Annotated in this window: 19 protein-coding genes, 1 tRNA gene and 1 pseudogene; 11 read left to right on the top strand and 10 right to left on the bottom strand. The window is 69.0% G+C overall.

The window, feature by feature from the left end:
- The first annotated feature begins 77 nt into the window (after positions 1-77).
- Positions 78-305 (top strand): DUF6458 family protein, encoded by a 228-nt coding sequence (locus tag ACYQ78_RS04105; protein ID WP_459799298.1) that lies wholly within the window; start codon positions 78-80, stop codon positions 303-305.
- On the opposite strand, the gene ACYQ78_RS04100 is transcribed toward ACYQ78_RS04105, so the two are convergent.
- Complete coding sequence (locus ACYQ78_RS04100; RefSeq protein ID WP_459799297.1) at positions 302-718, bottom strand: hypothetical protein; 417 nt, start codon at positions 716-718, stop codon at positions 302-304. The two genes, ACYQ78_RS04105 and ACYQ78_RS04100, sit on opposite strands and share 4 nt — an antisense overlap.
- 83 nt (positions 719-801) lie before the next feature.
- Between ACYQ78_RS04100 and ACYQ78_RS04095 the strand changes: the two genes are divergently transcribed.
- A tRNA-Pro gene (locus tag ACYQ78_RS04095) sits at positions 802-878 on the top strand.
- A 414-nt stretch (positions 879-1292) separates the two neighbouring features.
- On the opposite strand, the gene ACYQ78_RS04090 is transcribed toward ACYQ78_RS04095, so the two are convergent.
- Genes ACYQ78_RS04090 through ACYQ78_RS04080 form a run of 3 tightly spaced genes read right to left on the bottom strand, consistent with a single transcriptional unit; the run spans position 1293 to position 5702 of the window.
- Complete coding sequence (locus tag ACYQ78_RS04090; protein WP_459799296.1) at positions 1293-2180, bottom strand: hypothetical protein; 888 nt, start codon at positions 2178-2180, stop codon at positions 1293-1295.
- Positions 2177-2551: a hypothetical protein gene (locus ACYQ78_RS04085; RefSeq protein ID WP_459799295.1), complete on the bottom strand. Its 375-nt coding sequence runs from the start codon at positions 2549-2551 to the stop codon at positions 2177-2179. Before ACYQ78_RS04085 ends, ACYQ78_RS04090 begins: the two co-directional genes overlap by 4 nt.
- A gap of 10 nt (positions 2552-2561) precedes the next feature.
- The gene (locus ACYQ78_RS04080; protein ID WP_459799294.1) at positions 2562-5702 is read right to left on the bottom strand and encodes a CHAT domain-containing protein; all 3141 of its coding nucleotides are present in this window, start codon (positions 5700-5702) and stop codon (positions 2562-2564) included.
- Positions 5703-5829: 127 nt separating this feature from the next.
- Between ACYQ78_RS04080 and ACYQ78_RS04075 the strand changes: the two genes are divergently transcribed.
- Positions 5830-6393 (top strand): hypothetical protein, encoded by a 564-nt coding sequence (locus tag ACYQ78_RS04075; RefSeq protein WP_459799293.1) that lies wholly within the window; start codon positions 5830-5832, stop codon positions 6391-6393.
- Positions 6394-6603: 210 nt separating this feature from the next.
- Here ACYQ78_RS04075 and ACYQ78_RS04070 read toward each other — a convergent pair whose 3' ends face one another.
- Positions 6604-7449, bottom strand: a complete 846-nt coding sequence (locus tag ACYQ78_RS04070; RefSeq protein WP_459799292.1) for an alpha/beta fold hydrolase — start codon at positions 7447-7449, stop codon at positions 6604-6606.
- Positions 7450-7549: 100 nt separating this feature from the next.
- On the opposite strand from ACYQ78_RS04070, the gene ACYQ78_RS04065 reads away from it, so the two are divergent.
- Entirely contained in the window at positions 7550-8503 is a 954-nt protein-coding gene (locus ACYQ78_RS04065) for a helix-turn-helix transcriptional regulator (RefSeq protein ID WP_459799291.1), read from the top strand.
- Between the two features lie 786 nt (positions 8504-9289).
- Here the strand turns inward: ACYQ78_RS04065 and ACYQ78_RS04060 are convergent.
- Complete coding sequence (locus ACYQ78_RS04060) at positions 9290-10243, bottom strand: helix-turn-helix domain-containing protein (RefSeq protein WP_459799290.1); 954 nt, start codon at positions 10241-10243, stop codon at positions 9290-9292.
- 142 nt (positions 10244-10385) lie between these two features.
- Here ACYQ78_RS04060 and ACYQ78_RS04055 point away from each other — a divergent pair, with 142 nt between their 5' ends.
- On the top strand, positions 10386-11144 hold the full coding sequence (locus tag ACYQ78_RS04055; protein ID WP_459799289.1) for an SDR family NAD(P)-dependent oxidoreductase: 759 nt from the start codon (positions 10386-10388) through the stop codon (positions 11142-11144).
- Here ACYQ78_RS04055 and ACYQ78_RS04050 read toward each other — a convergent pair.
- Positions 11132-12049, bottom strand: coding sequence for an AraC family transcriptional regulator (locus ACYQ78_RS04050; RefSeq protein WP_459799288.1), 918 nt, complete (start codon positions 12047-12049; stop codon positions 11132-11134). The two genes, ACYQ78_RS04055 and ACYQ78_RS04050, sit on opposite strands and share 13 nt — an antisense overlap.
- Before the next feature lie 80 nt (positions 12050-12129).
- On the opposite strand from ACYQ78_RS04050, the gene ACYQ78_RS04045 reads away from it, so the two are divergent.
- Together ACYQ78_RS04045 and ACYQ78_RS04040 are read left to right on the top strand one after the other, a co-directional pair.
- Complete coding sequence (locus tag ACYQ78_RS04045) at positions 12130-13122, top strand: zinc-dependent alcohol dehydrogenase family protein (RefSeq protein WP_459799287.1); 993 nt, start codon at positions 12130-12132, stop codon at positions 13120-13122.
- A gap of 12 nt (positions 13123-13134) precedes the next feature.
- A complete protein-coding gene (locus tag ACYQ78_RS04040; RefSeq protein WP_459799286.1) occupies positions 13135-14148 on the top strand; it encodes a zinc-dependent alcohol dehydrogenase family protein in 1014 nt (337 codons plus the stop codon).
- On the opposite strand, the gene ACYQ78_RS04035 is transcribed toward ACYQ78_RS04040, so the two are convergent.
- Both ACYQ78_RS04035 and ACYQ78_RS04030 read right to left on the bottom strand, forming a co-directional pair.
- Complete coding sequence (locus ACYQ78_RS04035; protein ID WP_459799285.1) at positions 14138-14566, bottom strand: HIT family protein; 429 nt, start codon at positions 14564-14566, stop codon at positions 14138-14140. The two genes, ACYQ78_RS04040 and ACYQ78_RS04035, sit on opposite strands and share 11 nt — an antisense overlap.
- Positions 14563-15852 carry an FAD-binding oxidoreductase gene (locus tag ACYQ78_RS04030; RefSeq protein WP_459799284.1) on the bottom strand — a complete coding sequence of 430 codons (1290 nt, stop codon included), beginning with the start codon at positions 15850-15852 and terminating at the stop codon, positions 14563-14565. Before ACYQ78_RS04030 ends, ACYQ78_RS04035 begins: the two co-directional genes overlap by 4 nt.
- 86 nt (positions 15853-15938) lie before the next feature.
- Here ACYQ78_RS04030 and ACYQ78_RS04025 point away from each other — a divergent pair, with 86 nt between their 5' ends.
- Together ACYQ78_RS04025 and ACYQ78_RS04020 are read left to right on the top strand one after the other, a co-directional pair.
- On the top strand, positions 15939-17045 hold the full coding sequence (locus tag ACYQ78_RS04025) for a helix-turn-helix transcriptional regulator (protein WP_459799283.1): 1107 nt from the start codon (positions 15939-15941) through the stop codon (positions 17043-17045).
- 272 nt (positions 17046-17317) lie between these two features.
- Positions 17318-17458 carry a hypothetical protein gene (locus ACYQ78_RS04020; protein WP_459799282.1) on the top strand — a complete coding sequence of 47 codons (141 nt, stop codon included), beginning with the start codon at positions 17318-17320 and terminating at the stop codon, positions 17456-17458.
- 30 nt (positions 17459-17488) lie between these two features.
- Here ACYQ78_RS04020 and ACYQ78_RS04015 read toward each other — a convergent pair whose 3' ends face one another.
- Positions 17489-18535 (bottom strand): NAD(P)-dependent alcohol dehydrogenase, encoded by a 1047-nt coding sequence (locus ACYQ78_RS04015; protein WP_459799281.1) that lies wholly within the window; start codon positions 18533-18535, stop codon positions 17489-17491.
- Between the two features lie 187 nt (positions 18536-18722).
- Between ACYQ78_RS04015 and ACYQ78_RS04010 the strand changes: the two genes are divergently transcribed.
- A complete protein-coding gene (locus tag ACYQ78_RS04010) occupies positions 18723-20099 on the top strand; it encodes an NADP-dependent succinic semialdehyde dehydrogenase (RefSeq protein ID WP_459799280.1) in 1377 nt (458 codons plus the stop codon).
- Positions 20099-20310, top strand: a pseudogene (locus ACYQ78_RS04005) (YbhB/YbcL family Raf kinase inhibitor-like protein); the annotation flags it as partial. The gene ACYQ78_RS04010 and the pseudogene ACYQ78_RS04005, both read left to right, overlap by 1 nt.
- Positions 20311-20509: the final 199 nt, after the last annotated feature.

Genomic DNA, 20509 nt, shown 5'->3' with positions numbered 1-20509 from the left:
CTGTTTGGTGTTCGACAGTCCGGACTGCCCTCGAAATGAGGGGCTAACCTCCAAATCGCCGGGTAGGTGAGGTGACCATGGGATTCGCAGCCAGCGTGGCATTCATGGCGTTAGGGGCGGTCCTGGCGTTCGCCGTGAAGTGGGAGGCGCCGGGATTCGACCTTCAGGCACTCGGTTGGATCTTGATGTGCGTCGGCGTGATCAGCGGCGTGGTGACCACGCTCCTGAGCCGCCGCCGGCCGAAGGACCAGATGGTCGAGGGCGACCTGGTCAACACGGTCGACATGCGCGACAGGACGCTCTAACCGAGCCTGCTCTTTGCCGCCTCAAGGACTTTTTCGATGTGCGACGGCTCTTGGACCTCGACCTCGTAGAACCCTTTCTGGGGGTCGTAGGCGATGTCGAGACCGTTCTCGACCAGCCTGGTCGCCCACCTGAGGGCCGTGTTGATCTTTTCTTTCTGGACGTGCTTGCCTTGGGCTGCGGCGGAGAGATTGCGCAGGTTGGTGGCGGGGCCCGACTGGGAGTGGGACCTGGCGAGCTTCCAGGGGAGGGCGGCGGAGTGGTCGGTCATGGGCTTGGACAGGCCTGCGGAGCGCTTGGCCTGGAGGATGCCCGACTCGGTGACACCGAAGTGAGCCGCCAGGTCGGCGGTCGACCATCCCTTGGCCGCCAGCCTCGCGAGTTCGGCCTGATCGACCTGAGGACGCCTACCCATGATCGCCACACTACGTGTCGGTGCACGCGGGGCGCGAATCTGCGCTAAGGTTGTTCCGTGCCTGAGGGGCACGAAGCAGGGAACGGGACGTAGCGCAGCTTGGTAGCGCACTTGACTGGGGGTCAAGGGGTCGCAGGTTCAAATCCTGTCGTCCCGACCAGTTTTAGCTGGTCGTAAGGGGTTTCGGAGTAATCCGAGGCCCCTTTTCCGCTTTCGGGAGCCAAACGGGGAGCCAGTGGGTTACGCGGATGTGCCGCGCTTCTTGAAGATCTCGTCCATTGCCTCGACGCCCTTGGTGAGTGCGGCAGGGCAGGCAAAGACAGCAGACGCCGGGCGACGGCGTACACCGTAGACAAGATCACAAAAGATGATCCCAGACGACCCGAACCAGCTTCTGGCAACTCTCGGCCCGTCCGCCTCACCGAAGATGGGCTCTGCGCTGGAAGTTAATCGAGTTCTTGAGCCCTACGGGGCACGATCATCATCGCGTTCGGCCTCCGTCGGACACCCGAGCCCGTCCCGGCGCCGACCACCGTCGAGACCACGGCCTGACCGCGACCTGCCGTCCGCGTGGTCAGGGCTCTGCGGGCTCCGGATAGTCGGGGTCCCAGCGGCTCTTCCGCAGCAGGGTGGTCAGCGCGCGGCCGGTGCCCGGCGCAACCTCCCTGGCCGGGGCGAGCCGGTCGTTCAGGTCGCCGACATGCAGGTCGACGGTCGCCTCCACCAGCTCCGCCAGCGCGGTGGCCGCCGCCCGCGCCTGCGACCAGCCCGTCCCGAACAGGACGGCCCCGATGACCGCGCCAGGCCACCACCACAGGGCCAGCAGCAGATAGAGCGACGACCAGCCGACCAGGCGCGCGGCGGTGGCCAGCGACTCCCGCGCGGCCCCCACCGCGAGCCGGGGCTCCTCCGGCACGATCAGCCACAGGCGCGGCCAGCAGGCGTCCAGATCCAGGCCGTACGCCTCCTCGACGCGCACCCGAGGCACCCGGAGGCGATCGCCGATCCAGCAGGGTCGGTCGGGTTCCCGCAGGCAGATGCGGTCGGCCTGGGCGATGGCCCGGGCGGCGGCGCCTGCCGTGGTGGCCGACTCGGCCCGGCTGACGGCACGTTCCCAGCGTCGGCGGCGCAGTGTCACCAGCCAGCGGGCCGGAGCGCAGGCGCCTTGGATGGTCCACAGCCACTCCACCGCCCGCCCGAGGGCGCTCGCGGCGAGCCCGACACCCACCGCGCTCAGCGCGCAGACCACCATGATGAGCACCAGGCCGCCGACCGTACGGATTCCCGGGTCGATGGACCAGGCGGTGATCTGCCGTCCCAGCGGCGCCGGGTCCAGCGCGTGGGCATGCCCCAGCTGCCATGCCGTGATCACGGCCGCCAGGAACAGGAGGCCGGGCAGGGCCAGGAGTCCGACCCAGCGTTCGGCGATCTTCTTGCCGATCTCGCCGAGAAAGCCGGTCATGGCGTCAACGGCCGGGCCACGAGTTCAGCGCCGGTGATCTCGCACACCGGGGTGGGCTGGCCACGCCGTACCAGCCCGTGGCCCGAGCAGCGCCCGTCCGGGCAGTTCCACCACCGCGCCGCGCCCGCCGCGCCCCGCGCGCCGGGCAGCGGGCCGTATCCGCGCTGCGCCGCCGGGTAGAAGCCCAGTCCGTCGGCCGCCTCGAACAGCCGATTCAGCTCGTCGAGTTCTCGTTCCGGGTGGGGGCTGCGTCCCGCCCGCAGCCTGTCGAGCAACTCCGCCCCACCGACGGCGGAGGCCTGCTCCACGAAGGTGGGATCGTCGAGCTCGCGACACAGGGCGGCCAGCTTCTCCGGCAGACCGAGATTCATGAAGCACTCCTTACGTGCCCATATGGATATGCGCGGCCCACAGGGTGGGCAGGTGAGGGTAGCGGTCTCTGATCACGCGTGTCGCCCGATGCAGGCAGCGCCCGGAACGCGCCGGATCGGACCCGTTCGCCACCAGATCCTCATAGACTCCGGTGGCGATCTCCGCGGCGACCGCGTCGTCGATCTCCCACAGTGTGCCCACCACATGCGGGTATCCCGCCAGCTGGAACGCGGTGACGGCGTGCACGCACTCGTCGGCCAGCTCAGGCGCGGTGACTGCGGTGCTGCAGGCCGACAGGTAGGCGAACTCGCACTCCTCCAGCCGCAGCCGCGAGACCTCCAGCACGGTGAGCGGCCGCCGCGCGTGGTCGTGGACCAGCAGCTGACTGCCGGATGGGTCGTCCGGATCGAAGGCGGCATGGCAGGCGAAATGCACCCAGGACCCCTCCGGAAGAAGTGCCAGCACGGCATCCCGGGTGGCACCCTCGCCGACCAGTCCATCCATGTCGGGAAAGAGCCTGGTGAGCTCGTCGAGCTCGCGCCGCGCCCCCGGCAGGTCGGGCTCGCCGGGGGTGCACGGCATCGCGACCGCCAGCATCTGCGGCCGCCCCGTCCGCTGCCGGGTGGCCTTGGTCCGGGCGTGCGCCAGTCCCCGTACGGTCGCGCTGTAGGAGGACGCGACCCGATCGATCACGGTACGGCGCCCGGCCCCCGGCGCGTCGAGATGGTGCCCCGCCGCGTGCAGCGGGAAGTAGGCCAGCGCCCCACAGGGCACCCACCAGATGCGGCCGTAATCCTCGCCATCGTCCGGGCAGCCGGTCATCCCGAGTCGCTCAAGCACCGGTCCGGTGACCGTGTCCCAGAGCCAGGCCAGGGTGGCGTGCATGACCTGCTCGGCGTGGCGGCGCTCACTCCCGCCGAACGACGTCCGGCCCAGCGCCTCGTGCATCGCGTCGAGCCGGTCGTAGACCTCGGCGGCGGCAAGGCCGGGGAGCTCCTGAACCCGCACCCCCTCGGTGGTCAGGATCAACGCGTCACACCGGTAATCGCTCATGTTGATCATGACGATCGGCCCGTCCTGCGCTTGCTCGACGAGCTGGGCCGCCTCCGGGGGCAGCAGGAACCGGTCCAGGCCGGGCAGCGTCCGGACCCGGGCGACCAGCGCGGTCAGCTCCTCGGCCAGTTCACGCCGGCGGTCAGCGGTGTCCTCGTTGAGGCTCGCTCTTTCGTCGGCGTCCAGCCGGCCGCACAGGTAGGAGAACCGTTCCGCGAGGTCAGCATCCCTGTCCCGCAGGTCGGTCAGATCGGTACGGGCCTCCAGCGACTGCGCGAGCAGCACACCCCGGCCTGTTTCGAGCAGTTCGACCGCTTCCTCGGGCCGACCGGCCTCAATGGCGCAGGCCGCCGCGTCACCGGCGAGGCGCGCGTACTCGGCCATCCAGTGGGTCGCGTCGGCCCGGACGAGCGCACGGGCGGCCAGGCCCGGCAGCAGCCGGACGGCGAGGGCGTACCCGCGTGCCGCACGGTCGGTCTGGCCGAGGCTCATGGCGAGCCTGCCGCAGCCTCTGGCCGCCTCGACCCGGATCATGGGCCGGGCGCTCCCCGTGGCGGCGGCCGCCTCCAGCAGGCCGATCGCCTCGTCCACGAGCCCGTCGTCGTCGGTCGCATGCCCCAGCGTGGTCAGTGCCCGAGCCAAATTGACCTGGCAGAGCGCCCGGTAGTAGTCGTGCTCCGCGACCTGCTCGACCGCGCGGCGACCGGCCGCGACCGCCGCCTCCAGCGCCTCCGTCTCACCGGTGCGATCGAAGTACTCCAACCACGTCGCGGCCAGATTCGTCCATGCCCCGGCCCGTTGCCAGCCGTGGATCGCGTCGACCGCCAGCCGGTTGCAGTCGATGGCCTGACGCAGCGTGGCGATATCGCCGGTGCTCGCGGCCTTCGCCTCGAACGCGACGGCGAGGTTGGTCAGGAACAAACCCCAATTGGGGTGATCCGCGGGAGTCGCCTCCACCACCGCACGGCCGATCGAGATCGCTTCGTCCAGCGCGGTGGAGTCACCCGTCCGGTCGAAGCGCGCTTTCAGCTGTACGACGAGAGCCGACCGGTACTTCGCCAGGTCGGGATTGCCCTCCGGCGTGGCGGCGACCACGACGCGACCGGCCTCGATGGCCTCCGCGAGCGCGCCCAGGTCGCCGGTCTGCTCGAATTGGGCCTGGAGCATGAGGCTGACACTGTAGAGACAGGCCTGCCAGAGCACGGTGTGCGGCGGTGCTGCGTCCACCGCCCTGCGTGCCGTGGCGATGGCCTGGTTCAGGGTGGCCTGTTTTCCTGTGCGCCCGAACTGTGCGTGGAGCACGTTGCTGAGGTTCGCGAGCATTCCTGGAAGGTCCGGATCGCCCTCCCGCGTGCTGTCGATGGCCGCGGAACTCATCCTGGCGGCCTCGTCGAGCGGTGCCAGGTCACCGGTGCGGTTGTACAGCACGTACAACGAGAGGCCGAGACCGCCGAGGAGCACTCCGCGCTTCCCGTAGCCTTCCGGCGTGTCGGCCAAGGCGCGCCGGTAGGCGTCGATGGCCTGCTGGAGTGATCGAAGCTCGCCCGTGCGCTCGAACCGCAACCGGAGGCTGACGGCGAGGGTGGTCAGGCTCCCCGCCCTTTCCTCCGTGGTACGCGCTTGCGCCACCGCGTGGGTCGCCACCGCGATGGCCTCCTCCAGCGCGTCCATATCCCCGGTGTGCTCGAAGAGAGTGAGGAGTGCGGAGCCCAGGAAGCACTGGCGGCCGACCCGGTCGGGGTGGCCAGGGGAGGTGTCCCGCACGGCGTTGCGTCCGGCGTTCACCGCTAGTCGCAGACTGTGCGAGTCGCCAAGATTGGTGAGCCATTGCTCAAGCAGCATGATGAGGCGCCGCCAGCTCGTGTCGGAAATTTCCGGCAGCAGGATGCTCGGTGGCATCGTCGACAGCGCCGGGTCGGGCAGTGGCAGCCGGGACCGGGACTCGTTCAGCACGAAGAAGAGCGGAAGAGCGGTGTAGACCTCCCCTCGGGCCCGCTCGTCGGCGAACACTTCACCGCGGCGCCAGTGCAGCAGGCCGACGAGGTAGCAGGTCTCCGCGATGTCGTGAGGATCGGTGGTGCAGGCGAAGAGTTCCACCGCCTCGTCCAGCGCCACCGGATCCAAGAGGCCGTAAGGCCCGCTATCGAGCCTGGATCGCAGAGCAGTTACCCATTTTTCCCGCATGTCACGATATTCCCACCGACAACTTCAGGATACTGATGGAATGACGGACATCGTGGAAAAGTTGCCCAACATCCTTCTCAAGGCGGTGGATGCCCAAATCCGCGCAGGCGGCGGCGGTCTCCGGCCACAGGTCCACATTCTGGCTGAGGATATGAATGCCGCTTATGTCGGATATGTGGAGTGTCGCCCCTTCTATCGGGGCGCGGACGCTGCCTCCGCGCTGGCGAACCTCGGGGTGCTCCCTTCTGTGTTCAAAGCGACTCGACTGTTCGTCGTCTGGGAGGACCACGACATCCGTACCGCCCTCGAAATCCAGGGGGAACACATCAACCAGGGCATCGCGATCCTCGACGCGCGGTTCAACGGCCACACCCTCCGCTGGCACCCGTTCAGCGCTGTGGGGAGGCAGGTGAACGGGGGAAGAGAAATCTCCGTCGATCTCACATGGGGCACTCCGGCCCATTATGAGAACGTCCGGCTCCTCGCACCTTTCGAAGCACTGCTCAGGGTCTGGCGCGAACTACGGGATGACGACCTCGAACGCACGGCGGTACTCCTCCAGAAGGCCGGATATGTGCTGAACTGGGCAACACCTTTGAAATAAAATTCCGATCACCTCAGCGGCACCCGACTCGGCCACGGTCGGAGCCGACGTAACGGACGGCTCCTCACTCACGGCAGCCGTCGACTTTTCCGACTCTGTGCCTGCCGAAAATTCCATTGTGCAGCTCAAGCCGCATGTGAGTACTCGTGGAGAATTCCGCCGAGCTGGTCTCGCCGACGGATGGTCTCGATGATCGGATCCGGGACGGCATCAACTCCTTTCGGGAGCCGAAGCCAGCGCATGCCAGGAGCAGCCCGGGCGAGCCGGACGACCAGCACGGATGACATTTCCGGCAGGCGCGATGCCTCCAGATCCAACGCGGTCAGAGACGGCCGTATCGAGGATGTCGGCGAGTTCGGCGGGCGCGGACAGCATCGGCCAGTGCCCGGTGGGCAGGTCGAAGCGCCGCCACGGAGGCTGGTTCAGGTAGGCCAGCATCGGCACCCCGGAATCCAGCAGCCCCGTGAAGTCATGGCACGCGACCAGGACGCGGTCCACACCCGGAGCGGGCTCGGCCGGGCCGGCGAGGCGCTGGGTGTAGGTGCCGAATGGCTGGGGGGTGGCGCGCGAGCGCAGAGCGTTCCGCCGGCTCTCATCGAGCCCGTCGAGGTTGCTTGACAGGCCCAGGATCTCAATCGGCGGCATCGGTAGCCGCCACCCGTCGCCGGACGCGTCGACCTGCTGGCGCAGCTGGTCTGCTGCCTGCGGTGGCATGAGGTCGAGCATGCGCATGCCCGCCGCGAATGGGGCGCTGTCCACGTAGATCACGCGCTCTAGTCGGTCGCCGAGACGTCCGGCTGCCCCGGTGGCCGGGGCGGCCGCGTAGCTGTGGGCGACCAGCGTGACGTCGCGCAGATCGTTCCGTTCGATGAAGCCGGTGATGTCGGCGATGTGCGTATCCAGGTCTGTCTCGGGTCCGCCCTGGTCTGCATGCTCGGCCATACCCGTCAGCGTCAGCGGCAGTGCCGTGTGGCCGCGCTCCCGCAAAGTGCGGGCGGTGTCTTCCCAGGCCCAGGCCCCGAGCCAGGCGCCGGGAACAAGTACGAAGGTGGCCATGTGATCTCCCAGAAGTAGGTGCTGCGGGGAGCCTAAAGTCGATACAGGACAGAATCCGCCCTGAAAGGCCGAGTGATCCATGTCTCATCCGCTCACCCGTGTGCTGACCTTGCTGGAGCTCCTCCAGTCGAACGCCCGGCTCACCGGGGCGGAGCTGGCAGACCGCTTGGACACCGACGTCCGCACCGTGCGCCGGTACACAGCTCACCTGCGCGACTTGGGCATCCCCGTGGAGGCCGAACGCGGCCGCTATGGCGGCTACCGACTGGCCCGCGGTTACCGCATGCCACCTCTGGTCCTGACCAATGACGAGGCCCTCGCCATCGTTCTCGGCCTGCTCGCGGCAGAACGTCTGGGCATGGGCACTGCGGCACCGGCCAGTGCCGGTGCTCTGGCCAAAATCGAGCGGGTGCTTCCGCACGCCCTGCGCGAACCGCTCGCCGCCATGCGGGAGACCCTGTCCTTCACCGCCAACGCCGTGATCGGGCAGGCACCCGGAACCGGCGTCCTGCTGGCACTGGCCCAGGCCTCCCGCGCCTGCACGACCGTCGGTATCAGCCACCAATCCTGGCGCCAGGAACACACCGAACGCGACATCGACCCCTACGGCGTGGTCTTCCACACCGGCCGCTGGTACGTCGTCGGCCACGACCACCTCCGCGACAGCCTGCGGACCTTCCGCATCGACCGCATCGCCTCCATCACCCCCCGAGTCGACAGCTTCACCGCACCCGACGGCTTCGACCCCGTCGCCCACCTGACCTCGACCCTCGCTCAGGGGCCCTACCGCTGGCAGGTCGAGGTGACGATCCATGGCCCCCTCGATGAGATCGCCCGCCGACTGCCCAGCTCGGCGGTGACCCTTACCGCCCGGCCCACCGGCGTCCTGATGCGCGCACGGGGGGAAAGGCTGCATGGCATGGCCCACATGCTCGCCTCCCTGGAGTGGCCCTTCACCATCCACCATCCCGACGAACTACGGCAGGCGCTCAAGAATCTGGCCGCCCAGCTCACCGCAGCCGCCCAGCGGGGATCGGAAGAACTACCGCAGTAAATGCAGGATTCACTGCGGCAAAGCCCCTGCCGTAATCACGGAGGCAGCCATCAAACGCATGATCCCCGCCCAGATCACCGATTGCATGAAGCGGCTGGAGAACCCGCGCTTATCTGACCGGCGCAGACGGTCTCGACTCACAGACCGTGGACAGCGGCCACTAGACTAGCTGGCCGGTTCTGCGGGCCTCGACCGTCGATTTCAGGGGCGCCCCTCGAGCCATCTGCTCAGAGTCCGACGTCCTGCCGGACGAAAATATCGCCGGAGATCTCGCATCCATGCTCTGGCAGTCGACATTAACGCTCTCGATCTCTTGGAGAATTCTTGATCACCACGTTGTGTTGCGCCCACCCCGAGCCGGATGTCAACGGCATCGACGGAATCCGCTCTTGGACCACATCTCGGAGCCATGCGATGAGGTACGTCGCGGGCGAATCCGAAGGCTATGGTGGCCCTCATCTCTATGTCGCAGAGGTAATGGCCTCTTGATCGTCGACCTGAGACCGTATGAGGACCACGAAAAGCTCAGAAGCGTGGTGACCGATTTGGTGGGCCGACGGATCTACTTCACGACCCGGACATCCGGATACGAAGGCGGCCGGAAGCGCGGGTCGGGTTTCGTTAAAGCTATGGTGGGTGGCTGATCGTTGCTCGTCGGTTGCTCATTGGTGTGCGATACGGGCCAACACCTGGCGTCATCAGCGGGACTTTTGACAGCGGCACATCCGGGCGGACTAATAGAAATAGACACTCTGCGGCACTGGGCGACAGTAATGCTGCGAACTTTTAATCCGTAGGTTCAGGATTCGAATCCCTGGCGCCCCACCCAGATGCACTGCGATGTGGTGAGAGCGGAGCCTGTCCGCTGTGGCCGTCCCAGGGACCGCCAGCGGCGTCGGCATGTGTCGCGTCGACGCCCCAGGAGGCCAAAAGGCGTAGCGCCTCCTCCGCCAGCCCGCCGGGCTCGGCGTAATAGGTGACCAAGCTCTGATCGATGTCGCCCGCCGGCTTGTACGACTCGTAATGAAGGGTGAGGTCGCCCACCAGAGGGTGACGCAGTCGCTGGACTCCGCTCTGCTTCTCCTTGACATCGTGGGTGGCCCACAGCCGACGGAAGTCCTCGTTCTTCACCGACAGCTCACCGACCAGCGCCGACAGGCCGCGATCCCCGGGGTGGGTTCCGGCTTCCATGCGAAGCGCGGCGACCGCGTCGATCTGCTTCTGCTCCCAGTCGACGAACAGCTCTCTGTACTCCGGCCGAAGGAAGATCATCCGGGCCCAGTTGCGTTCGGCGGGTGGTAGCCGGGACCAGTCGCCGAACAACGCCGCGGCCATGGGGTTCCAGGCGAGGATCTCGGCCCGGCGGCCCGTGACGTACGCCGGGATGTCGGTGATCGCGTCGAGAAGACGCAGCAGACCGGGCCGTACCCGCTGAGGGCGGGCGACGGACGGGCGCTGACGGGGTTTCGCCAGGTGCGTGAGATGGGCGTGCTCGGAGTCGGTCAGCCGCAGGGCACGGGCGAGCGAGTCGAGGACCTCCGCCGACACGTTGCCGGCCTCGCCCTGCTCGAGGCGGGTGTAGTAGGCCACCGACACGCCGGCCAGCTGGGACAGCTCCTCGCGGCGCAGCCCGGGGACCCGGCGCCGGCGGCCGTGGTCGGGCAGGCCGACGTCCTGTGGTTTGAGGCGGGCGCGGCGGGTGCGCAGGAACTCGCCGAGCTCGGCACGCCGCTGGTCCATACGCTCCAGTATCCCTCCCGGCCCGCCCGTGAGCCTGTCCCTCCCGGTGGTAGGCAGCGCGGTGGTACGCGCGGGCCGGGTCTGGCTGGGGCGCGTCCAGCCGTCGAGGCTCGATGACGTGACAGCGGAAGGGAGAAGTTCAATGAAGATTGCTGTGGTCACGGGTGGCAGTTCCGGTATCGGCCGGAGCGCGGCGATCCAGATCGCGAGGCGGGGCGCCGGGGTGGTGCTGACGTACAACACCGGCCGGGAGCGGGCCCACGACGTGGTCGCCGAGATCGAGAAGGAGGGCGGCACCGCCGTCGCGCTCCGGCTGGACACCGGTGACACCGCCGCGTTCCCGGCGTTCCGCGACGACCTGGCCCGCGCGCTGCGCACCATGTGGCAGCGGGACACGTTCGACGGTCTGGTCAACAACGCGGGCTTCGGTGAGATGTCGATGTTCGGGGAGACCGGCGAGGAGTCGTTCGACCGGCAGACCGGCATCCTGTTCAAGGGTCCCTACTTTCTCACCCAGATCCTGCTGCCGCTGATCGCCGACGGCGGGGCCGTGGTCAATCTGACCAGCAACGCGAACCGGGCGAACGTCACCGGGCCGGGCTGGTCGGTGTACGCGTCGCTGAAGGGTGCGGTGACCGTGCTGACCCGCTATCTGGCCAAGGAGCTGAGTCCGCGTGGCATCCGGGTCAACTCGGTGGCGCCGGGCGCGACCCGGACGCGGTTCGCCGACAACGTGCTGGAAAGGCATCCGGAGATCGAGGCCGGGCTCGCGGCCACCTTCGCTCTCGGGCGGATCGGGGAACCCGAGGACGTCGCCGCCGTCATCGCCGTGCTCCTTTCCGATGAGGGGCGCTGGATCACCGCCCAGGACATCGAGGTCTCCGGCGGTCAGAACCTCTGAGCGCGGCGCCAGGCGCCCGGGGGCAACGGCTCGAAGCGGCGGAAGGCTCTGCTCAGGGCCGTGTCGCTGTCGTAGCCGACGCTCGCCGCGATCTCCGACAGGGAGTGGCGGGTCTCCTTCAGCAGGGCCTTCGCGCGGTAGACCCGCCACGACGTCAGATACGACAGCGGCGGCTCGCCGACCACGTCACGGAACAGCGCGGCGAAGGCCGAGCGTGACATCGCCGCCTCGCGGGCGAGGTCGGCCACCGTCCACGGCCTCGCGAGGTCGCTGTGCAGGGCGCGCAGCGCCATGGCCAGGGCGGGAACGCGCAGGGCGGCGATCCAGCCGGCGCCGGGGCCGTCGTCGGCGGCGCACCAGGCGCGCAGCACCTGGATGAACAGGACGTCGGCCAGGCGGTCGATGATCGAGCCGGCGCCCATGCCGTCGCCGTCGGACTCGGCCGCCATCAGGTTCAGGGTCGCCCGGACCGCGGCGCTGCGTTCCTCGTCCAGGCGGATGCGCAGGATGGGGGGCAGCAGGGGCATGAGGGGTTCGGCCGCGGCGGCGTCGAAGGAGAAGCGGCCGCTCTGGATCGCGGTGACCGGGCCGCTCTCGCCGACCGTCGCCTCGCGGCCGGTCGCGCGGGCGAAGACCGCCTCGCAGTGCATCGTCGGGCGGCCGAGGCGGTCTTGGAGGGAGAAGCCGATTCCGGGCTGGACGACGATGCAGTCGCCCGCCGTCAGTTCCATCGGCGCCGCCACGTCGGGAGAGGTCAGGAGGCAGGTGCCCTCGACCACGATCACCAGGCGGGCCAGAGGTGCGATCTCGAAGCTGACGGCCCACGGGCCCAGGGCTTTGAGCGCGGCGTACCAGGAACCTTCGACGTGCATGCGGCCGAGGAGGTCGTCGAGGGCGTCGCGCATCGTGCTCCCGTGGACGATAGGTCAGGAAATACGGACGACGAACATCATATCGTCCAGCACATCTCCCTAGCGTTGCCGTCATGACTACGACCAAGGCCTACCGCATGAACACCCCCGGTTCGGACATTCCCTTCCGTCTCGTCGAGGAGACGGTTCCGGCGCCGGGGCGCGGCGAGGTGCTCGTCCGGGTGCGGGCGAGCTCGCTCAACTACCGCGACCCCGCGCTCGCGTCCGGCCACTACCCCTACCCGATGGAGCCGGAACGCGTCGCCCTCGCGGACGGCGCCGGCGAGATCGCCGGCGTCGGCCCGGAGGCCCGCCGCTTCAACGTCGGTGACCGCGTCGCCAGCAGCTTCTTCCCCACCTGGTACGGCGGCGCCTACCGCCAGGTGCCCGAGATGTACGTGACGACCCGCGACGGCTGGCTGACCGAGTACAAGGTCGTCGACGAGGACGCACTCGTCGCGATCCCGGACCACCTCACCTTCGAGGAGGCCGCCGCGCTGCCGTGTGCCCTGGTGACCGCGTGGAGCGCGCTCAAGGGCGTGGGCGTCGGCGACATCGTGCTCACCCAGGGCACCGGCGGGGTGGCCCTCTTCGCGGTCCAGCTCGCCCAGGCCCTCGGCGCCCGCGTCGTGGCGACCACCTCCGACCCCGCCAAGGTTCCCCTGCTGGAGAAGCTCGGCGCGCACGCCGTGACCGGCCCCGAGTGGGCCGCCGACGTGCTCGCGGCGACCGGCGGCCACGGCGCCGACCTGGTCGTCGACATGGGAGGCGAGTCGACCATCGCGCAGTCGATCGCCGCACTCGCCTACCGGGGCACGATCTCGCAGGTCGGGCTGCTGGGCGCGGCCGGAGCGGGGCTGGACCTGGCGGCCTTCTTCGGCAGGCAGGCCATCCTCCGGTCCATCCCGGTCGGCAGCCGGAGCGACCTGGAGGACGCCCTGCGGGTCGTCGCCGCCCGCGAGATCCACCCGGTCATCGACCGGGTCTTCGACTTCGGCGACGCCGCGGCGGCCTGGGCGCACTTCTCGGCGCCCGGCCGCGTCGGCAAAGTCGTGATCCGCCACTAGGAGACGGACAGCATGATGATGGTCTACCGGCTCGCCCGGCGCGGCAGTATCGACCACCTGACGCCGCGGGAGGAGCCGATGCCCCGGCCCCAGCGGGGTGAGGTGGTCGTCCGGGTTCGCGCCGTGTCGCTGAACTACCGGGACCTGGCCCTGGTGCACGGCCGCTACTTCCCCGACGCGCCGGACGATCTGGTGCCGGTGTCGGACGCGTCCGGCGAGATCACCGAGGTCGGTGAGGGGGTGACCCGGTTCGCGCCGGGTGACCGGGTGATCAATGTGTTCAACCCGCGCTGGTTCGGCGGCCCGTACCCGGGCACCGAGAGCTTCCAGTACGGCACCACCCAGGACGGCTGGCTGACGCAGTACAAAGCGGTCTCCGAGGAACACGTGATCGCCATGCCGCCCGGGATGTCGTACGAGCAGGCGTCCACGCTGCCGTGCGCGGCGGTCACGGCGTGGAGCGCGCTGACCGGCCCCCGCCCGGTCGGCGCGGCCGACACCGTTCTCACGCAGGGCACCGGCGGGGTGTCCCTGTTCGCCGCCCAACTGGCCCAACGCCTCGGTGCCCGGGTCATCGCCACCACGTCCAGCCCGGCCAAGAGCGAACTGCTCAAGGCGATCGGAGTGGACGAGGTGATCGACTACAACGCCGTCCCGGAGTGGGGCGTCCGGGCGCGGGAGCTGACCGGCGGCCGCGGCGTCGACCGTGTCATCGAGGTCGGCGGTGCCGCGACCTTCGCCCAGTCGCTGAAGGCGGGCAACGACAACACCGAGATCGACGTGATCGGGTTCCTCGGCGACGGCGACTGGGGCGTGGACTTCTGGAGCCTGTACGGCGGCGGTTTCGAGACCCTCCGCAAGATCCGTGTCGGCAGCCGCCAGGACGCCGAGAGCCTGGTCCGTTTCGTGGCCGGGCACCCGATCGAGCCGGTCGTCGACCGCGTCTACCCGTTCGAGCGGACCCTCGACGCCTGGCACCACTTCGACGGCGGCGAGGCCCTGGGCAAGATCGTCATCAGCCTGTAGGCACGGCCCCGCCGTACCCCAGTTCCCGGAGGGCGGCCCGGAGACGGTCGGCGCTGTCGGCGAGCGCCGACGGGTTCGGCTCGTGATCGACGTTCGTGAGATCCAGGTCCGACATGTCCCAGATCGGAGTCACGTGGACGTGCAGGTGCGGAATCTCGAAGCCAGCGATGGCGAGACCGACGCGAGGCGCGCCCCACGCATGTCGCTGCGCCCTGCCCACGGCCTGGGCGACGGCCATCAGGCCGTTCAGCAGTTCCGGCTCGGCCTCGGTCCAGAGGTCGATCTCCTGGCGCGGCACGACGAGCGCGTGCCCGGGCCGCAGCGGGGCGATCGTGAGGAAGGCGATGACGTCGTCCTCCTTCCAGACGACGTGCGCCGGCAGCTCACCTTTGATGATCTGGGAGAAGACACTGCTCATGAGGTCTGTCCGATGGTGTGCGCCCCGCCGAACATGCCGGCGGGGTCGACGCGCCGCTTCACGGCGAGCAGCCGGGCACGATCGGCCTCGGTCCACAGGGCGGCGACGCGCTCCGGGGCGGCCGGGCCGATCATGTTGAACAGGTCCGACGCGCTGCGCCACGGACCGACTGCGGCCACGATCTCGTCGATCAGCCCCGGCACGACGTGAGCGGCGTCGCCGTCCATGAGACCGACGGCCGACAGGGCGTAGGCGGCGTCGCGGCCCGTCACCGCGTTGGGCACCGCGGGCGGGCGCGCCATCGCACCGCCCTGCAGCCGCACCTCGACCAGCGGAACGGGCACGTCGCGACCCGAGCCGACCAGGTCGAGCAGGGCATCGGCCGCTTCGGCCGGGAATCCCGCCAGCCCGGCGCCGCCGTCCCAGAACGGCATCGGCTCGGGCGGGTCCTGGTGGATGGAGTCGACCGAGGTGTACGGCATCTCCTGCACGGTGTCCAGGAGCGTCCCGGCCACCGACCGCATCCCCGCGAGCACCTTCTCTCCGGCGTCGGCCCCGTCGAGATGAGCGAAACGCAGCTGGACGACCAGCTGACCGCGCAACGCCTCGGGCAGCTCCGGCAGCGGCGGCAGGCGCAGCACGGCCACCGAGGTGGTCGCCACCCGGTCGGGAAGGCCGTCCGACCATTCGCCGAAGGCGTGCAGGACGTCGCGGGCGGCCTCGCCCGGGTAGTAGACCGAACCGCCGTACAGGGAGGCCACCGGCATCAGCCCGATCTCGATCTCGGTGACGACGCCGAAGTTGCCCTTGCCGCCGCGCACCGCCCAGAACAGCTCGGGGTCGGAGTCCGCGTCGACCTCAAGGACCAGCCCGGTGCCGTCGACAAGCCGCACCCGCCGCACGTGGTCGGCGGCGAATCCGTACGCACGCGACAGCGGCCCGCTACCGCCGCCGAGCGTGTAGCCGACCGCGCCGACGCGTGCGGAGGAACCGTTGACAGGGGCCAGTCCATAGGGCGCGGCCGCCTCGATGACCTGCGCCCACCTCACCCCGGCGGCGAGCGTGGCGGTACGCGCGACGGGATCGATCGTGACATCCCGCATCCGTTCGGTGGTGATCAGCACGCCGTCCTCGATCGGGGCGTTCAGCCCGTGCCCGGTCGCCATCACGCCGACGCGCCGCCCCTCCCGACGCGCCCGCCGGACGGCGGCGACGACGTCCTCGACGCCTGCGGCGGATACACGGATCGCCGGATTCACCGGAAATGCAAGGTTGTACGGATTCATGAGTCCACCATCGCCAAGCGCCGGCCGAGTCGGTATCCCAGCGATCTGGGGTACGGCACGGATCGGGCCCGAGCCAGACTGGAGCCATGGCCACCACACACGCCGACCGGATCAGGGCGCACCTCGTGCAGCTGGCCACCGCCGGGCTGGACGTCCGCGCCTTCACCGACGCCGCTCTCGCGCTTCTCGTCCGAGCCGTCCCGTTCGACTCGGCCTGCATGGCCACGGCCGACCCGGCCACCAACATCCTCACCGGCACCACCAAATGGGGTGGACTGGGCGACGCCTCCGACGACGAGTGGGCCCACTTCGAGTACCTGGTCCCGGACGTCTACGACTTCCGCGACGTGGCCCAGCGACCCGGCCAGGTCACCTCACTGCGCGTGGAGACCGACGACCACGCGGAGCGGTCGGCCCGCTTCCGGCGCTACCTGCAGCCGGCATGGGGGTTCCGGGACGAGTTGCGCGCCGCCCTCCGCGCCGACGACGGCAACGTCTGGGGCTACGTGGCGCTCTACCGTCTCGGCGAGTCCGCCTTCACACCGGCCGAGCAGCGGTTCGTCAGCATGGTCGCCCCGCTGCTGGCGGTCGGCCTGCGCGCCGGGCTGCTGGCCACGGCGGTCACCGACGGCGCGCTCGACGCTCCGGTGGTCCTGATCGTCGACGACGGCGGAGACATCGTCCAGGCCGGCCCCGGCGCGGAGGAACTGGCCGCCGACCTGGGCGCCGGACCGTTGCACGGCTCGCTGCTCCCGGTTGCGCTGCGCGCGCTGACCCAGGCGGCCCGATCCGGGAAGCCGGCCGTGCCCCGTACGCGCCTGCGCACCCTGTCGGGCCAGTGGCTCGTCGCCCACGCCGCGCCGCTCCGCTCCCGCGACGGCTCCACCAGCGACATCGTGGTCACGATCGAGGAGGCCCGCCCGCCCGAGATCGTCCCGCTGGTCATCGCCGCGTTCGGCCTCACCCGGCGCGAACAGGACGTCGTCCGGCTGGTCCTGCAGGGCCTGGACACCGGCCAGATCGCCGCGAACCTCCACCTGTCCGCCCACACCGTCCAGGACCATCTCAAGACCATTTTCGACAAGACCGGCGTGCGCAGCCGCCGCGAACTCACCGCCAAGGTGTTCTACGACCAATACGCCCCGAGGATGAACGGACGCCTGGCCCCGAACGGCTGGTTCGCGGACGCCTGACGATGAATCAGACATATGCCGCGACGAATTTTACATTCTTCTTTGCCGACAGACAGAGTGGATCAATAAATTCGCGCATTTGACATACGCCTCTCGAAATATCCGGCCATCGCTTGACCATGTACCCATACAGTTCCATATTTGGGTGCATGTCTTACCGATTCGAAGAAACGCAGAGCTGCCCGACCTGTCACGGCGTGAGGTTCGTCGGCAAGAACACCTGTGGCGGGTGTCGCGGGACCGGCCGAACCGGGTCGCCCAAGCTCCTTCCCGTGACCATCGACGACGTCACGGAATTCGTCGAGTCACAAGACCCGTTCGACCGCCGGACCTGCGGCCAGTGCAGTGGCCTTGGGAGCATTCCGATTCCGTGCTCGACCTGCTCGGCCACCGGAAAGATCTCCAAATTCTGATCTTTCCAGCACGCCGACGGCGATCCGGTGTCAGTCGAAGACCACGACCTGGCGGCCGATCACCTCGCCTCGGGCCAGCGCCTCGAGCTTGGTGTTGATGTCGTCGAGTTTGATCGGTGTGACCGTGTGCTTGACCCTGCCCTGTCCCGCCAGCGCGAGGACCTCCGTGAGGTCGTTGTGGTTGCCCCAGAACGACCCCGAGAACGTCCGTTCCCCCGACACGAACGGGAACAGCGGGAGCTCGAAGCGCTGCCCCATCAGCCCCACCGACACCAGCGCCCCCTCCGCCGCCAGCAGCGCCGCGTTGAGTTCGAGCGACTGCGGAGCCCCCGAGCAGTCCAAAGCGCAGTCGACATCGTCACGCCCGGTGAGTTCGGCGAGTTCGGCGCGGACCTGGTCGGGCACCTTGCCCCGTGTGTTGACGCCGTGGTCGGCGCCGTTCTCCCTCGCGACCGCGAGTTTGTCCTCGTCACGCGCGAAGGCGACCACGGTGGCTCCGTCGCCGAGCAGGCGGGCGTACTGGACGCCGTAGCTTCCCAGGCCGCCGATTCCGCTGACGACCACGGTGTGTCCGGGGCCCAGGCGGCCGGTGGCGCGGAGTTTCTTCATTCCCCGGTACGGGGTCAGCCCGGCGTCCGTGAGAGGCGCTAGATATTCGGGCTTCAGATCGGTGTCCGGGCGGATGAGGTGGCGGCTGGGGACCACGACGTATTCGGCGAATCCCCCGGGCGGGCCGAAACCGATCCAGCCTCCGCTACCCGTGCACAACTGTTCGTTGCCCTCGTGGCACTGGCGGCATGTTCCGTCGCCCCAGGCGGGGTCGACCACCACCAGGTCTCCCTCTGACAAGCCCGAGACGCCCGCGCCAAGCTGGGCGACCTCGCCCGCGATCTCGTGGCCGGGGATGTACGGGAAGTCGAGCTCGATCGGGAAGTAGCCGTCGAGGAGCTGGTAGTCGCTCCGGCACATCCCGGTCGCCCGGACTCTGACGAGGACCTCGTTCGGGCCCGGTTCCGGTTCCGGGACGTCCTCGATCTGCAGGGGCTGCTTGTAGCCGTGCATCCGCGCGGCGCGCATGATGACGCCTCCTCCGAATTGATTTATTCGAAAGTAGCGTCGATAACTGCAAATCAGACAAAATTGCAGGCAATATCGGCTTTGCCCGGTGCAAACCGGGAAAAGGCCTTGCCTTCTTGTGACGATTCGCTCTGAAACGCGTTACTAAGGTGAAAAGGGAATCCACGTCCGGAGGGAGAGGCCAGTCATGGCGATCGCCACGATCAATCCCGCGACCGGGGAGACCGTGAGGACCTTCGAGGAACTGAGTGATGCCGACGTACAACACAAGATCGGCCTTGCCCATGAGCGGTGGCTGACCTACCGCACCACCAGCTTCCGTGAGCGGGCCGAGCTCATGCACGCCGCCGCCGACCTGTTCGAGAAGGAGGCCGACCACGCCGCGGAGCTGATGACCACGGAGATGGGCAAGACGCTGGCCTCGGCCCGGGGCGAGGCGTTGAAGTGCGCCCACGGCATGCGTTACTACGCCGACCACGCGGCGGAGTTCCTGGCCGACGAGCCGCTGGACGATCCGTCGCAGGTCGGGGCCAGGCGGGCGCTGGGGCGGTACCAGCCGCTCGGGCCGGTGCTGGCGGTGATGCCGTGGAACTTCCCGATGTGGCAGGTGATGCGGTTCGCCGCGCCGGCGCTGATGGCGGGGAACGTCGGGCTGCTCAAGCACGCGTCCAACGTGCCGCAGTGCGCGCTGTTTCTGGAGGACGTCTTCCGGCGCGCGGGGTTCCCCGAGGGGTGCTTCCAGACGTTGCTGATCTCGTCCAGGAGGGTGGAGGCGGTGCTGCGTGATCCGCGGGTGGTCGCGGCGACGCTGACCGGGAGCGAGCCGGCGGGGCGTTCGGTGGCCTCGATCTGCGGGGACGAGGTCAAGCACACCGTGATGGAGCTGGGTGGCAGCGATCCGTTCGTGGTGATGCCCTCGGCCGATCTCGACCGGGCCGCGGCGGTCGCCGTGCGGGCGCGGGTGCAGAACAACGGGCAGTCGTGCATCGCGGCCAAGCGTTTCATCGTGCACGCCGACGTCTTCGACGAGTTCACCGAGAAGTTCGTCGCCGGGATGTGCGACCTGAAGGTCGCCGACCCGTTCGAGGACGACACGGACATCGGTCCCGTCGCCACCGAGCAGGGGCGCGCCGACATCGAGGAGATCGTGGACGACGCCGTCGCCGCCGGGGCCACGGTGCTGTGCGGCGGACGGCGTACAGAAGGACGGGGCTGGTTCTACCCGCCGACGGTGATCACCGACATCACCCCTGACATGCGGATCTACCTGGAGGAGGTCTTCGGGCCTGTCGCCTCGCTGTACCAGGCGGCCGGCATCGACGAGGCCCTGGAGATCGCCAACGCCACCCCGTTCGGGCTGGGGTCCAACGCGTGGACCGACAACGAGGCCGAGCAGGAGCGCTTCATCGCCGATCTGGAGGCCGGGCAGGTCTTCATCAACGGCAACACGGTCTCCTACCCCGAACTGCCGTTCGGCGGGATCAAGCGCTCCGGGTACGGCCGCGAGCTCTCCGCGCACGGCATCCGGGAGTTCTGCAACCTCAAGACCGTCTGGATCGGCTGATGGCCACCAAGCCGCCGGAGGTGCCGTCGTTCACCGTGACCAGCACGACGGTGGTCAACGGCGCTCACCGGCCCTCCCCGGAGGCAGGGACATCTCGCCACAACTGTCGTGGAGCGGGGCGCCCGAGGGGACGAAGAGCTACGCCGTGATGGCCTACGACGCCGACGCGCCGACCGGTTCGGGGTTCTGGCACTGGGCCGTCGCCGACATCGCTTAACGGGTGGGCAACAGGGCGGCAACATCGCCCGGATACCGTCGGCTCAGCAGACCGGGACGGAGGGGACACGATGCGCCTGATCGCCGACGCGCGGCTCCGTGTCCACCAGTCCGCCTGGACGCGCGGCCGGGTCGCGCACGGCTGGAGAAGGATTGTCGAGGACGCCCAGGTCTGACCTGACCGTCCTCACGAC

Source organism: Herbidospora sp. RD11066 (assembly GCF_054661255.1).
This window is presented reverse-complemented; position numbering and strand designations above follow the sequence as displayed.

Excerpts from the sequence above, each read along its gene's own strand:
- ACYQ78_RS04050 (WP_459799288.1), bottom strand. The coding sequence starts at position 12,049 with ATGCGCGACGCCCTCGACGACCTCCTCGGCCGCATGCACGTCGAAGGT.
- ACYQ78_RS04025 (WP_459799283.1), top strand. The coding sequence starts at position 15,939 with ATGGCCACCACACACGCCGACCGGATCAGGGCGCACCTCGTGCAGCTG.
- ACYQ78_RS04015 (WP_459799281.1), bottom strand. The coding sequence starts at position 18,535 with ATGCGCGCCGCGCGGATGCACGGCTACAAGCAGCCCCTGCAGATCGAG.
- ACYQ78_RS04060 (WP_459799290.1), bottom strand. The coding sequence starts at position 10,243 with ATGGACCAGCGGCGTGCCGAGCTCGGCGAGTTCCTGCGCACCCGCCGC.
- ACYQ78_RS04010 (WP_459799280.1), top strand. The coding sequence starts at position 18,723 with ATGGCGATCGCCACGATCAATCCCGCGACCGGGGAGACCGTGAGGACC.
- ACYQ78_RS04030 (WP_459799284.1), bottom strand. The coding sequence starts at position 15,852 with ATGAATCCGTACAACCTTGCATTTCCGGTGAATCCGGCGATCCGTGTA.
- ACYQ78_RS04100 (WP_459799297.1), bottom strand. The coding sequence starts at position 718 with ATGGGTAGGCGTCCTCAGGTCGATCAGGCCGAACTCGCGAGGCTGGCG.
- ACYQ78_RS04105 (WP_459799298.1), top strand. The coding sequence starts at position 78 with ATGGGATTCGCAGCCAGCGTGGCATTCATGGCGTTAGGGGCGGTCCTG.
- ACYQ78_RS04090 (WP_459799296.1), bottom strand. The coding sequence starts at position 2,180 with ATGACCGGCTTTCTCGGCGAGATCGGCAAGAAGATCGCCGAACGCTGG.
- ACYQ78_RS04040 (WP_459799286.1), top strand. The coding sequence starts at position 13,135 with ATGATGATGGTCTACCGGCTCGCCCGGCGCGGCAGTATCGACCACCTG.
- ACYQ78_RS04035 (WP_459799285.1), bottom strand. The coding sequence starts at position 14,566 with ATGAGCAGTGTCTTCTCCCAGATCATCAAAGGTGAGCTGCCGGCGCAC.
- ACYQ78_RS04085 (WP_459799295.1), bottom strand. The coding sequence starts at position 2,551 with ATGAATCTCGGTCTGCCGGAGAAGCTGGCCGCCCTGTGTCGCGAGCTC.
- ACYQ78_RS04070 (WP_459799292.1), bottom strand. The coding sequence starts at position 7,449 with ATGGCCACCTTCGTACTTGTTCCCGGCGCCTGGCTCGGGGCCTGGGCC.
- ACYQ78_RS04075 (WP_459799293.1), top strand. The coding sequence starts at position 5,830 with ATGACGGACATCGTGGAAAAGTTGCCCAACATCCTTCTCAAGGCGGTG.
- ACYQ78_RS04045 (WP_459799287.1), top strand. The coding sequence starts at position 12,130 with ATGACTACGACCAAGGCCTACCGCATGAACACCCCCGGTTCGGACATT.
- ACYQ78_RS04055 (WP_459799289.1), top strand. The coding sequence starts at position 10,386 with ATGAAGATTGCTGTGGTCACGGGTGGCAGTTCCGGTATCGGCCGGAGC.